At 62.3% G+C, this 12,911-nt stretch carries 10 protein-coding genes and 1 tRNA gene; 8 read left to right on the top strand and 3 right to left on the bottom strand.

All coding sequences use genetic code 11. The features are described 5' to 3' along the window. The first annotated feature begins 201 nt into the window (after nt 1–201). The 4 genes from I5R65_RS23545 (at nt 202) to I5R65_RS23530 (ending at nt 3,710) form a co-directional block, all read left to right on the top strand. Nucleotides 202–1,269 carry a type II asparaginase gene (locus I5R65_RS23545; protein WP_180670998.1) on the top strand — a complete coding sequence of 356 codons (1,068 nt, stop codon included), beginning with the start codon at nt 202–204 and terminating at the stop codon, nt 1,267–1,269. Between the two features lie 141 nt (nt 1,270–1,410). Beyond that, entirely contained in the window at nt 1,411–3,039 is a 1,629-nt protein-coding gene (locus I5R65_RS23540) for a glucan biosynthesis protein (RefSeq protein ID WP_180670999.1), read from the top strand. A 70-nt stretch (nt 3,040–3,109) separates the two neighbouring features. Further along, nucleotides 3,110–3,186, top strand: a tRNA-Arg gene (locus I5R65_RS23535). A gap of 218 nt (nt 3,187–3,404) precedes the next feature. Beyond that, nucleotides 3,405–3,710: a hypothetical protein gene (locus I5R65_RS23530; RefSeq protein WP_180671000.1), complete on the top strand. Its 306-nt coding sequence runs from the start codon at nt 3,405–3,407 to the stop codon at nt 3,708–3,710. A gap of 27 nt (nt 3,711–3,737) precedes the next feature. On the opposite strand, the gene I5R65_RS23525 is transcribed toward I5R65_RS23530, so the two are convergent. Continuing rightward, nucleotides 3,738–4,013 carry a hypothetical protein gene (locus I5R65_RS23525; protein WP_180671001.1) on the bottom strand — a complete coding sequence of 92 codons (276 nt, stop codon included), beginning with the start codon at nt 4,011–4,013 and terminating at the stop codon, nt 3,738–3,740. Then, nucleotides 4,013–7,114: an efflux RND transporter permease subunit gene (locus I5R65_RS23520; protein ID WP_180671002.1), complete on the bottom strand. Its 3,102-nt coding sequence runs from the start codon at nt 7,112–7,114 to the stop codon at nt 4,013–4,015. Before I5R65_RS23520 ends, I5R65_RS23525 begins: the two co-directional genes overlap by 1 nt. A 168-nt stretch (nt 7,115–7,282) precedes the next feature. Here I5R65_RS23520 and I5R65_RS23515 point away from each other — a divergent pair, with 168 nt between their 5' ends. The 3 genes from I5R65_RS23515 to I5R65_RS23505 all read left to right on the top strand — a co-directional run bounded on the left by I5R65_RS23515 (nt 7,283) and on the right by I5R65_RS23505 (nt 10,382). Beyond that, nucleotides 7,283–8,038: a response regulator gene (locus I5R65_RS23515; protein WP_370461022.1), complete on the top strand. Its 756-nt coding sequence runs from the start codon at nt 7,283–7,285 to the stop codon at nt 8,036–8,038. Nucleotides 8,039–8,056: 18 nt separating this feature from the next. After that, on the top strand, nt 8,057–9,145 hold the full coding sequence (locus I5R65_RS23510; RefSeq protein ID WP_180671003.1) for an ATP-binding protein: 1,089 nt from the start codon (nt 8,057–8,059) through the stop codon (nt 9,143–9,145). A gap of 85 nt (nt 9,146–9,230) precedes the next feature. Next, nucleotides 9,231–10,382 carry a branched-chain amino acid ABC transporter substrate-binding protein gene (locus I5R65_RS23505; protein ID WP_231395309.1) on the top strand — a complete coding sequence of 384 codons (1,152 nt, stop codon included), beginning with the start codon at nt 9,231–9,233 and terminating at the stop codon, nt 10,380–10,382. Nucleotides 10,383–10,605: 223 nt separating this feature from the next. Here I5R65_RS23505 and I5R65_RS23500 read toward each other — a convergent pair whose 3' ends face one another. After that, nucleotides 10,606–11,358 (bottom strand): SDR family oxidoreductase, encoded by a 753-nt coding sequence (locus I5R65_RS23500; RefSeq protein ID WP_180671004.1) that lies wholly within the window; start codon nt 11,356–11,358, stop codon nt 10,606–10,608. Nucleotides 11,359–11,498: 140 nt separating this feature from the next. On the opposite strand from I5R65_RS23500, the gene I5R65_RS23495 reads away from it, so the two are divergent. Further along, the gene (locus I5R65_RS23495; RefSeq protein WP_180671005.1) at nt 11,499–12,395 is read left to right on the top strand and encodes a LysR family transcriptional regulator; all 897 of its coding nucleotides are present in this window, start codon (nt 11,499–11,501) and stop codon (nt 12,393–12,395) included. Nucleotides 12,396–12,911: the final 516 nt, after the last annotated feature.

Genomic DNA, 12,911 nt, shown 5'->3' with positions numbered 1-12,911 from the left:
TGCATTCTTGCCCCTCGCAAAGCCTTTTGCTACGCGCCTTTCTCGCCATTTAAAAAATCCTTTGATCGGCACGCGAGCCGGTGCTATCGTGTCGGCGCTTTTGCCGTGATGACAATACGCAGCCAACCTGCGTTCTTCCCGGCGCGGCGCCACAATAAAACTAAGAAAAAAATCCGTACAACCACACCTATCGAGGCACACATGCTCATCAGAAAAATCTTCCAGCAGATGCTGGTCCTGCTCTGCCTGGCCGCAGCCGCCGCTGCTCAGGCGCAAACCCTGCCCAACGTGGTCATCCTGGCTACCGGCGGCACCATCGCCGGCACCGGCGCCACCAGCACCACTACGGTGGGCTACACGGCCGCCAAGGTTGGCGTGGATGCGCTCATCGCCGCCGTTCCTGAACTCAAGAAGGTCGCCAATGTACGCGGCGAGCAGGTCATGCAGATCGCCAGCGAGAACATGAACAACGACGCCTGGCTCAAGCTGGCCAAGCGCGTCAACACCCTGCTGGCGCAGAGCGACGTGGACGGCATCGTGATCACCCACGGCACCGACACCATCGAAGAAACCGCCTACTTCCTCGACCTGGTGGTCAAGAGCAAGAAGCCGGTGGTGATCGTGGGCGCCATGCGTCCGTCCACCGCCATCAGTGCCGACGGTCCGATCAACCTGTACAACGCCGTGCTGCTGGCCGGCTCCAAGGAAGCCATCGGCAAGGGCGTGCTGGTGACCCTGAACGACCAGATCAACGCCGGTCGTGAAGTGACCAAGACCAACACCTCCACGATGGACACCTTCAAGACGCCGGAACTGGGCTTCCTGGGTTACATCCAGGGTAGCAAGCCTTACTTCTATCGCCAGTCCACCCGCAAGAATACGGTCGACACCCCGTTCGACATCATGAACCTGGACAAGCTGCCGCAAGTAGACATCGTCTATGGCTACGCCAACATGAACCCGATCGCGCTCAACGCCTTCGTGGCCGCTGGCGCGCAAGGCATCATCCACGCCGGCGTGGGCGATGGCAGCCTGAACAACACCGTGCTGCCGTCCCTGAGCGAAGCCCGCAAGAAGGGCGTGGTCATCGTGCGCTCCAGCCGCGTCGGCCAGGGCATCGTGGCGCGCAATGGCGAAGCCGACGACGACAAGCTGGACTTCGTCGTCTCCGACACCCTGAACGCGCAAAAGGCGCGCATCCTGCTGATGCTGGCCTTGACCAAGACCACCGACAGCAAGGAAATCCAGAAGATGTTCTGGGAATACTGATCCGGCCTGCGGCGTCAGTCTTACGCATTACTGCACTACCCGCCCGCTGCCCGCCCTGTGCGCAGCGGGCTTTTTCTTGGCTGGAACCAAGCTCGTCGGACGAGACTCAGTAGAGTTACCCAAAAGAACGGAGAACCGCCCATGCCCAGCCGCCGACATTTCCTTACCGCCTCCGGCGCTGCCGCCGCGCTGGCCGCCCTGGGTCTGCCGCCACAGGCGCTGGCCGCGCAGTCCATGAAGATGGGCCCGGCCCAGGCCTTCAGCTTCGACCAGCTCATCGCCCGCGCCGGCGACATGGCCAGGACGCCTTACCAGGCGCCGCCGCCGGTACCGGCCGCAGTGCTGGACCAGATCGACTATGAAGCCCACGGCAAGATCCGTTTCAGGTCCGACTACGCCGTCTTCGCCGACGGCCCCGGCCCATTCCCGCTGACCTTCTTCCATCTCGGCAAGTTCTTCCGCGTCCCGGTGCGCATGTTCGTGCTGGATGGCCCGGGCAATACACTTGGCCAAGCGCCCACCCGCGCCCGCGAACTGCTGTATCGCGACGACTACTTCGACATGCCGGCCGACAGCCCGGCCCACCGGCTCCCGGCCGGCAGCGGCTTTGCCGGCTTCCGCTTCCAGGAGAGCCGCCTGGCCGACCAGCAGGCCAAGGACTGGCGCAAGAACGACTGGGTGGCCTTCCTCGGCGCCTCTTACTTCCGCGCCATCGGCGATCTGTATCAATATGGCCTGTCGGCACGGGGCATTGCCATCGACGTCGCACAAGCCGACCGCCCCGAGGAATTCCCCGACTTCACGCAATTCTTCTTCGAGCCACCCGCACCGGGCAGCGATACCGTCGTGGTCTATGCCCTGCTGGATGGCCCCAGCATCACTGGAGCCTATCGCTTCACCCTGCAGCGCGGCGCCGGCGTGACCATGGAGGTGGACAAGGCGCTATTCCTGCGCCGCGACGTGGCCCGCCTGGGCCTGGCGCCACTGACCTCGATGTACTGGTTCTCCGAAACCGTGAAGGGCACCGGCGTGGACTGGCGACCCGAGGTCCATGACTCGGACGGCCTGGCGATCTGGACCGGGGGCGGCGAACACCTCTGGCGCCCGCTGAACAATCCGCCCCGTACCACTGCCTCTGCCTTTGGCGACCAGCACCTGCGCGGCTTCGGTCTGTTGCAGCGCGACCGCAATGTCGACCATTACTTGGACGGCGTGCATTACGAACGCCGCCCCAGCCTGTGGGTGGAACCGCAGGGCGACTGGGGCCAGGGCGCGGTACAACTGATCGAACTGCGCACCGATGACGAAATCCACGACAACATCGTCGCCATGTGGGTACCGAAAGAACCCGCGCGCGCCGGCACCAGCTATCGGCTGCGTTACCGCCTCCACTGGCAGCAGGACGAGCCCTTCCCGACGGCGCTGGCGCGCTGCGTGGCGACCCGTCTGGGACGCGGCGGCCAGCCCGGCCAGGCACGCCCCGCGCAGGTCCGCAAGTTCATGGTCGAATTCAAGGGCAAGCCGCTTGAAGGTCTACCCTTTGGCGTGAAGCCCGAAGCGGTCATCACCGCATCCAGGGGCAACATTTCCTACGTGTTCACCGAAGCCTTGCCCAATGACGTAGCCGGCCACTGGCGTGCGCAGTTCGACCTGACGACATCGGGCGAGGAACCGGTCGAACTGCGGCTATTCCTGCGACACGACGGACAGGCGCTCAGTGAGACCTGGCTGTTCCAGTACCACCCGTTCAGCTCCAGAGAGGTGTATTGAGACAGTTTTCCCCTTTCCAAGAAAAAAGATTTGTACTTTTTAGAAAAGCTCCTTATAATCTCGTTCTTTCGCGGCTGTAGCTCAGCTGGATAGAGTACTTGGCTACGAACCAAGGGGTCGTGGGTTCGATTCCTGCCAGCCGCACCATATGTAGTAAAAAAAGGGTCCATCGCAAGATGGGCCCTTTTTTGTTTTCTTCCTTCTGCGCTATCAGGCAAAGGCGCGTACTGCCTCCACCACCAGCTCATCCGCAATCTCTCGCTGTCACCGACGAAAATTTGCGCCATCGTCCGACATGCATCGCGCTCTCCGCTGGAGATAATCAAGGCTCCCTCTGTTTACCCACATTCTCTGCAGGAGCCGCGATGAAAAAGACTTCCCTGTTCATGCTCGCAGCGGGCTCGCTGGCCATGTTGGCCTGCGCCAAGCCGGTGCTGCGCCAATTCGACGAAATCACCCGGCGCCGGAGCGCGGAGGGCAAGACCGAGACCGACTCCGGCATGCCCCGCGTCATGGGCGAACAGGACATGCAACCGGTCGCGCAAGAGAGCAGCATGGTGGCAGACGGCACGCAGCGGCATGCGCCTGACAGCGCTCCCGCTGCACAGGACAGGCCAGCAGATACCCTCCCCCGCAAGGACGGCGATTTCGCACCGCCTGTCGGGGCGTGAGCGGGGTCCTACCGAGACGGCCTCAGATCAAATTCGAGCTGCCAGTCGACGTTCGATCACCTCGTAGGCACGTAACAGACCGGCGATGCGGGCATGTTCGAAATCGAGGTAAAGCGGACTGTCCTGGCGATAGCGCACCATCCGCTTGCCCTGGTGGAAGATGCGCAAGCCCAGTGTCCAACCATGCGTCGACTGGATGCCGATGACGCGAATATCGTATCCGCGATATTGCGCATGATGGATCTGCTCGCGGTCATTGAGCAGTCGCCTGCCATACAGACGTAGATCGGCACGTGGACACATCACGCCTCCCTGCGACTGCGCGCTTGCGTCCGACCCAGCACCAGCACGAAAAACACCGGCACGAACAGCACTGCCAGCACGGTGGCGCTGACCATGCCGCCGAATACGCCGGTACCGATGGCGCGCTGGGTCTCCGCACTGGCCCCCGAGGCCAGCATCAGTGGCACCACGCCCAGCGCAAAGGCGAGCGAGGTCATCAGGATGGGACGCAGGCGCAGCACCGATGCCCTGATTGCCGCCTCCACCAGCCCGGCCCCTTCGCTGCGCAACTGCCGCGCGAACTCCACGATCAGGATGGCGTTCTTGGCGGACAGCCCGATGACGGTGATCATTCCCACCTTGAAGAAAACGTCATTGGGCATCTCGCGCAGCATCACCGCGACCACCGCACCGACCAGTCCCAACGGCACTACCAGCATCACTGATAGCGGAACACGCCAACTCTCGTACAACGCCGCCAGCACGAGGAAAACCACCAGCATGGACAATGCCATCAACATCGGCGCTTGCGCCGCAGACAGGCGTTCCTGCAACGACTGGCCGGTCCACGACACGGCGAAGCCAGGCGGGAGCTGCTGGGCCAGGCGCTCCATCTCGGCCATGGCCTCGCCACTGGCCACGCCAGGTGCCGCGCTGCCGGAAATGCGTATCGCCGGGAAGCCCTGGTAACGCTGTAGCTGTGTTGGCGCCTCTTTCCAGGAAGCCTTCACCACTTCCGCCAACGGCACCATGCCACCCTGCTGGTTGCGTACATACAGCTTCATCACATCCTCGATCTGCATACGCGCACCAGCCTCGGCCTGCAGGATGACCTGTTGCATGCGGCCGGCATTGGGGAAGTCATTGATATAGAACGAGCCCATGGCCGCCGACAGCGTGTCGCTGATGCTGGCGAAGGAGACCCCGAATGCGGCCGCCTTGTGACGGTCGATATCGAGCTGCAGGCTGGCTCCGGGCGGCAATCCGTCCGAATAGACGCCGGCCAGCTTGTCGCTCCTGGCCGCCAGCGCCAGCAATTGCGCTTCCGCTGCCTTGAGGGCGGCATAACCCTGATTAGCGCGATCCTGCAGACGCATGGCGAACCCGGAGGAGTTCCCCAGCTCTTCGATCGCCGGTGGCAGCAGGCTCATCACCATGCCATCGATGCCGCGTTCCATGGCGCTCTGCGCAGCGATGGCCTCGACGGCAGCCGTGGAACCCTTGCGTTGCTTCCAGTCCTTGAGCTCGGTAAAGGCCATGGCCGCGTTCGGCCCGGAGCCGGAAAAACCGTATCCCAGCACCGAGAGATTGGCACCGATATCCTCGCGGGTCTGCAGGTAACGCTCGAACTGATCGACGGCACGGGCAGTGCGCTCGCTGGTGGCATCGGCCGGCAACTGGAAGGAGGTCATGAAGTAACCCTGATCCTCTTCCGGCAGGAAAGCCGAGGGTAGGGCCCGCAATCCCAGCACCAGCAGCAGGCACAATGCCGCGTACACCAGCATCATGCGCAGTCCTCGTGCGATCAGGCGCGCCAATGCGGATTCATAGCGCACGGTGAGACGACTGAAGGCCCGGTTGAACGCGCCAAAGAAGCCGCGCTTTTCACGATGCCCCGGCGCCACCGGCTTGAGCAGCGTGGCGCACAAGGCCGGTGTCAGGCTCAGCGCCAGGAAGGCCGAGAACAGGATGGACACCGCCATGGCCAGCGCAAACTGGCGATAGATCACACCCACCGAGCCCCCGGCCAGTGCCATCGGAATGAAGACTGCGGTCAGCACCAGCGTGATACCGACGATGGCCCCGGTAATCTCGCGCATGGCCTTGATGGTAGCCTCGCGTGGCGCCAGACCTTCCTGCGCCATGATGCGTTCCACGTTTTCCACCACCACGATGGCATCATCGACAATGATGCCGATGGCCAGCACCATCCCGAACATGGTCAGCACATTGACCGAATAGCCGGCCACCAGCATCACCGCCAGCGTACCCAGCAGCGCAATGGGCGCGACGATGGCGGGGATGACGGTATAGCGCACGTTCTGCAGGAACAGATACATCACCAGGAACACCAGCACCATGGCCTCGATCAGGGTCTGCACCACCTTCTGGATGGAGACCTTGACGAAAGGTGCGGTGTTATAGGGCAGCGAAAACGCCATACCCGCCGGCAGGCTGGGGCGCAGCTCTTCCATGCGTGCCTGGATGGCAGCCGCCGTGCGCACCGCATTGGCACCCGGCGAGAGCTGCACGGCGGCCACGCCCGCGGGCTTGCCATCTTCGCGATTGGAGAAGGCATAGGATTGCGCCCCAAGTTCCACCCGTGCCACATCCCCCAGCAACACACGCGATCCATCGGTCTTTGCCTTGAGCACGATGGCGGCAAACTGTGTCGGCGACTGCAATTGCCCCTGCACCGTCAGCGGCACGGCGATCTGCTGGCCCGGCACGGCAGGTGAATCACCCAGGCGGCCCGGTGCGATCTGTGCATTCTGCTGGCCGATGGCATTACTGAGGTCGGTGACGGTCAGGCCAAAGGCATTGAGCTTGAAGGGATCGATCCAGATACGCATGGCCTGCTCGGCACCGAACAGCTGGACACGTCCGACGCCTTCCACGCGGCGCAATTCCTCCACGATATTGCGTGCCAGGTAGTCACTCAGTCGGACTTCGTCATAGCGGCCATCGGTCGAGGTCAGGCTCACCATCAGGAGGAAACCGGAAGCCGCCGATTCCACCGTCACGCCGTTCTGGCGCACGGTCTGCGGCAGGCGGGCTTCGATGGCCTTGAGCTTGTTCTGCACATCCACCTGGGCCAGTTCCGGATCGGTGCCGGGCTTGAAGGTGACGCTGATCTGGGCGCTGCCGGAGGTATCGGCCGAGGACTCGAAATAGAGCAGGTTCTTGACGCCCGACAGTTCGCGCTCGATCAGGCTGATCACGCCATCGTTCATGGTCTGAGGCGTGGCACCCGGATAGGTGGCGTTGATGGAGACGGTGGGCGGCGCCACCGAGGGATAGCGCGCAATGGGCAACTGGCTCACGGCGATCACGCCGAACAACAAGATGAACAGGGCGACTACCCAGGCGAAGATGGGACGGTCGATAAAAAAACGGGGCATGCAAAAACTCCATCAGACAGGCTCGTCACCTGGCGGCGGGCTGGACGACTGCGGCATTTTTGCCGCGCCGCCCCGGCCGACAGTACAATCGCGAGCGAAGGCGGAGTCTGGGCGATGAGCATGATGATTGCGCGATACAACGATGGAGTTTCGATGGAGATGGAAAGAATGCCGACACCACCGCATAGCGTCACCGACCCTGGCATGGCGCCTGCGGCGCCGGCCACGGGGGCGCTGGTACTGATCGCCGAGGATGCACCCGAGATCGCCGACATCCTGGCTGCCTACCTGGCCCGCAGCGGCATGCGCAGCGTGCACGCCACCGACGGTGCGAGAGCACTGGAGTTGCATCTTGCACTCAAGCCGGACCTGGTGCTGCTGGACATCCAGATGCCACAGGTCAATGGCTGGCAGGTGCTGGCGCAGATCCGCCAGCGCGGCCAGACCCCGGTCATCATGCTCACGGCGCTGGATCAGGATGTCGACAAGCTCACCGGCCTGCGCATCGGTGCAGATGACTACGTGGTCAAGCCCTTCAATCCGGCCGAGGTGGTGGCGCGGGTGGAGGCCGTCCTGCGCCGTAGCCAGCCTCGCGATGATCGCGAAGACCGGCGCATCCTGCGCGCCCCGCCCTTCGTGATCGACTTCGAGCAGCACGAGGCAGTGGCCGAGGTCGACGGTACCACGCATGCACTGGTACTCACGCTCACCGAATTCAAGCTGCTGGCACAACTGGCGCGCTCACCGCGTCGCGTGTTCAGTCGCGGCGAACTGCTGGCCTCCTGCCTGCCCGAAGGCGATACGCTGGAGCGCACCGTGGACAGCCACGTCAGCAAGCTGCGCAAGAAACTGGAAGACCTGGGCATCGCCGGCATCCCGGTCAGCATTCGCGGGGTGGGTTATCGCTTCCAGCAAGGCAGCTGAAAACATGGAGGCAAGCTCATGAAGCCCGGTATCGACCTGCTGGCACTGTGGCGTGGCAAGGGCCTGGCACGGCAAATCATCAGTTCGGTGGCGATCCTGGCGCTGACCATCATGCTGATGGTCTTGCTAGGCTCGTATGCCTTCTATTCGACCATGTTCATCCTACTGCCCAGTGCCCTCTCGGCGCCGGACAGCTGGCTGCCTTCGCCGGCCGAGTGGGGCTGGATCGCCGGCACCACGCTGCTGGGCCTGGGGATCGCGATCTGGGTGGCCATGCGATTGGCCCGCCGTATTCTGACACCACTCAATTCGGTGGCTACCAGCCTGCGCCGCGTAGCGCAGGGCGATCTGGCCGCCCGGGCGGGAGCGCAACGGCAGCCCCTGGATGAAGCCTCGCAACTGATCAGCGACTTCAATGCCATGGCCGAGCGGCTGGAGCGGGTACAGCAGGAGCGCAACTTCTGGAACGCCGCGATCGCGCACGAATTGCGCACGCCAGTGACCATCCTGCGCGGTCGCCTTCAGGGACTTTCCGATGGTGTGTTTCAGCCTGAGCCTGCACTCTTTTCCAGCCTGCTGGTACAGGTCGAGGGACTGGCGCGGCTGATCGAGGACTTGCGCATCGTCGGCCTGGCCGAGAGCGGACACCTGCGCATACAGCTGCAGCAGGTCGACCTGCAACAGGAAATCGGCACCGTGCTGACAGCATGCGAATCGGCCCTGCAGGACCAGGGATTCAGCATCACGCTGGAAATCGCTCTGCAGCGCACGGTCGGCGATCCGGTACGCATCCGCCAGGCACTGCTGGCCCTGCTGGAGAACGTCCTGCAGCATGCCACGCCCGGCAGCTTGCGCATCAGCACGGCGAGCAGCGCGGGCCTGCATTGCCTGAGGGTGGAAGACAGCGGCCCGGGGCTGGCGGCCGCCGATGCGGCAATGATCTTCGATGCCTTCCAGCGCGGCCCGCGCAGCGAGGACGTCCAGCACCGTGGTAGCGGCCTGGGGCTGGCGGTGGTCAGGGCTATTGCCAGCGCGCATCACGGCACCGCCGACTGCCGCCCCTCGCCGCTGGGCGGCACCTGCTTTGAAGTCCGCTGGCCTCATTGAGCATTGCTGTGTATATTTTCCCCAGCAGGACGCATGAAGCTAGAGCTCATTTCATAATAAATTCAGCGGACCACGGGGGGACCCCATGCGCAGACCGGACCCGATGTCGATACTCGTCATCACCTTGCTGCTTTGCTCGCTGGCGGCATCGGCGTGGTCGGAGAACCTGACGACCATCACGCTGGGCTTCACCGGCCGCCTTTCGGAACCGATTACGCAAAGCGCCCTGCAGGGTGCGCAGTTGGCCATCGACGACGCCAATGCGATGGCGATACGGCGCCGCTCGCCACTGCGCTTGCAGCTGCTGCCGCAGGATGATCACGGCAACGAAAATTTCGCCATCAACATCGCCCGCTATTACATCAAGGAAAACGTGGCTGGCGTGGTCGGCCCATGGAGCAGCGATGCAGCGCTGGCCACCGCGGCCCTCTACGAAAACGCAGGCATCCCGCAAATCGGATTTACCGCCACCAGCAGTCAATGGACCAGCATGGGCAACCGCATGCCGTTCCGGGTGGTCGGTGGTACGCGGGAACTGGCTTCTGCATTGGCCGAGGTCGCCAGCCGCTCTCTGAGCGGGCGAAGGGTGTTCGTGATCCAGAACGATTCGGCCTACAGCAATGCGCTGGCCGATGCAGTGATGGAAAGGTTGGCAGCCACCGCACCAGGCATCGCGCTGAGCCACATCCAGGTGGCGCGTCGCACTACCGACTTCCATGTGGCGATGCAGGCGGCGATGCAGCATGATGCCGATGTGATCGTGTTCCTGGCGCTATATCCGCAGGCGCGCGCATTCATCGAGGCGGCCCGGCGCTCGGGCTCGAAGGCCCGCATCCTCCTCACGGGCGGAGCCAGCAATCTGCCGCTACCATCGCAGCCGGAGCCGCGGCTGCATGTGCTGGAATTCGAAATCGCGCGCGACTATTGCCCGCAATGGAAGAAGGTGGCACAAGCCTACCGCAGCAAATTCGATGCCGCGCCAACAACCTACTCCTTCTACGCCTATGATGCCGCCAGTGTACTGAGCGCAGCCATCCTGCAGACCGGCAGCGGCGATGGCCGCAGGATCGCGGTGGCGTTGCACCAGTTGCGTCATCCCGGACTGCACGGGCCGATCAGCTTTTCCGCCAATGGTGCCAATGCCAATCCGCGCTATACCCTGTTCCGGCATGACGGCCGCTGGCAACCGGTGGAATTCTTCCCGGCTGGCAGCGGCCGTCATGAGCCTTGTTTGTGATGCTTGCCATCAGGCGCCCAGAAGGCGCGACATGGTTTCGGTGAAGGCGACGATGAGTCCGATGAGCATGGTGTTCTCCTGATTTACCGGTTGAGGACCGAAGCAGTCTGCTTCGGCTTGTTGTCATCTTCGCGCCTGCACCTTGCTGGCGGATTGCAATTCAGCGCGCCTGGATTTCACTTGTAACCTGCCGGAGCGGATTGACTCCGATGGAGCTCGCCGTTCAGCCGTTGAGCAGGCGGCCGCCGTCGACGATGATCTCGGAACCGACAGTCCAGCGCGACTCGTCGGAGGCCAGGTACAGCACGGCCTTGGCAACTTCCTCCGGCGTACCGAAACGACCGAACGGAATGGTCGCGGCAATATCCCGATTGACCTGATCACGGTAGGCCTCGGGGATGCCGAGCTTGTCGTACAGCGGCGTCTCCACCGGACCGGGACTGACGGCATTGACGCGAATGCCGCTCCCGAGCAATTCACCCGACAACGTCTTCGCCATGTTCAGGAGCGCGGCCTTGGTGGCGGCATAGACCGAGGAGCGCGCTGCGCCGACATGGGCGTTGACCGAGGTGTTGAGCACCACCGATGCAGGCTTGGCCAATACGGGCAGCAGCGATTGAATGAGGAAGTAAGGTCCTTTGACGTTGATGTCAAAGGAACGGTCAAACATCGCTTCCGTCCATTCCTCAATCGGCGCCCAGACGGATACACCAGCATTGAGGAAGGCGATGTCGAGCTGACCATAGTGTGTCTGGACGGCCTTCGCCAATTCTCGTTGCGCCTCCACGCTTGCCGAGTCGGCGGACAGCACCAGGACCTCCGAACCGAGTTCGGTCCTGGCTTTCGCGATGGAATCGGGATTGACACCGGTGACGATGACGCGCGCGCCTTCGGCCAGGAACTGACGGGCGGTTTCGAGACCGATGCCGCTGGTGCCGCCGGTGATGAGGGTACGTTTGCCTTGCAAGCGGGACATGGGGATTCTCCTGTGTTGAAGTAGTCAACTGAAGGGGGTTGACCTGACTGGAGGAGAACTATGCACTCATGCTCATCTTCATATAAGAGGTTAAATTTAAATATAATTCATTCATTATTTACATGAATCAAGAATTCAACATGGACCTGTTCCTGCTGATGACATGTTTTGCTCGTGCGGTAGAAACAGGAAGCTTCTCCGCCGCCGGACGTGACCTGGGCCTGGGGCAACCCAATGTCAGCCGGCACGTGGCGGCGCTTGAGGATCACCTCCAGGCACGCTTGCTGCACCGTACGACGCGCAAGCTCGCGTTGACACCGGAGGGCGAGCGTTACTACACGGAAGTGCGGCGCATTCTTGATGCCGTGGATGAATCGGAATCCTCGTTCAAGGACAATCTTGATCCGTCAGGACTGCTACGCGTGGCCTGTCCGACTGCATTGGCCCATGTATTCGTGTTGCCGCATGTGCCGGCGTTTCTGGAGCGTTATCCGAGATTGACGCTGGATCTCCAAATCAATGATCGCTATGTCAATCTTGTCGACGAGGGAGCCGACCTGGCCATTCGCATCGGAAATCTGGATGACAGTGCGCTGCGAGCGCGGCGAATAGGTATGTTCGAGCGCGTGTGCGTGGCCAGCAAGGCCTATCTTGCCAAGCGTGGGATCCCTGTTACGCCTGATGACCTGCGCAGGCAGGACTGCGTGGTGTACACCCTCCTGTCCTCGGGTGCGAATTGGCGTTTTCGGGATAGCGAGGTTACGGTATCGGGTAGATTCCGGGCCAATTCCCCGGAAGCGGTGCGGGCATCCCTCATTGCCGGGCTGGGGATAGGATACGGACCGAAATGGCTATTCGAGGATGCCCTGCAGAAAGGCGAGTTGCAGTTGCTGCTGACGGAACATGCAGCTCCACCGGTGCCGATCCAGCTTGTCTACGTTGCAAACCGGCTTCTGCCCAAGCGCGCCATCGTATTCATGGACTTGATCACTGAGGTGTTTTCCCGGATTCCAGCATTCAACGCTCCCATTGAGTGATCCGGTCTGCGGAAGCAGTACGGGCTCCTGGCCCGGGACCGACTTCGATGTCACGCACGACGACCGCGAGCAGCCGGTTGAATCATCCGGCTGCAGCGGCGTGTGTGCGGTTTGTGTCCTGTTTGCTTGTGACTATCACCATCATGCACCCAGAAGGCGCGACATGGTTTCTGCGAAAGCGACGATGAGTCCGACGAGCATGATGTTCTCCTTGTAGTGGCTGGCGATCAGCCGCCGAAGATGTGGGACATGGTTTCTGCGAAGACGACGATGAGTCCGATGAGCATGATGTTCTCCTTGTGATGGCTGGCGATCAGCCGCCGAAGATGTGGGACATGGTTTCTGCGAAGACGACGATGAGTCCGACGAGCATGATGTTCTCCTTGTAGTGGCTGGCGATCAGCCGCCGAAGATGTGGGACATGGTTTCTGCGAAGGCGACGATGAGTCCGATGAGCATGATGTTCTCCTTGTGATGGCTGGCGATCAGCCGCCGAAGATGTGGGACATGGTTTCT

Source organism: Herbaspirillum sp. AP02, from assembly GCF_015767275.1.
Classification (GTDB): domain Bacteria; phylum Pseudomonadota; class Gammaproteobacteria; order Burkholderiales; family Burkholderiaceae_D; genus Herbaspirillum.
The sequence above is the reverse complement of the archived record's forward strand: the minus strand, read 5'-3'. Positions and strand labels throughout refer to the sequence as shown.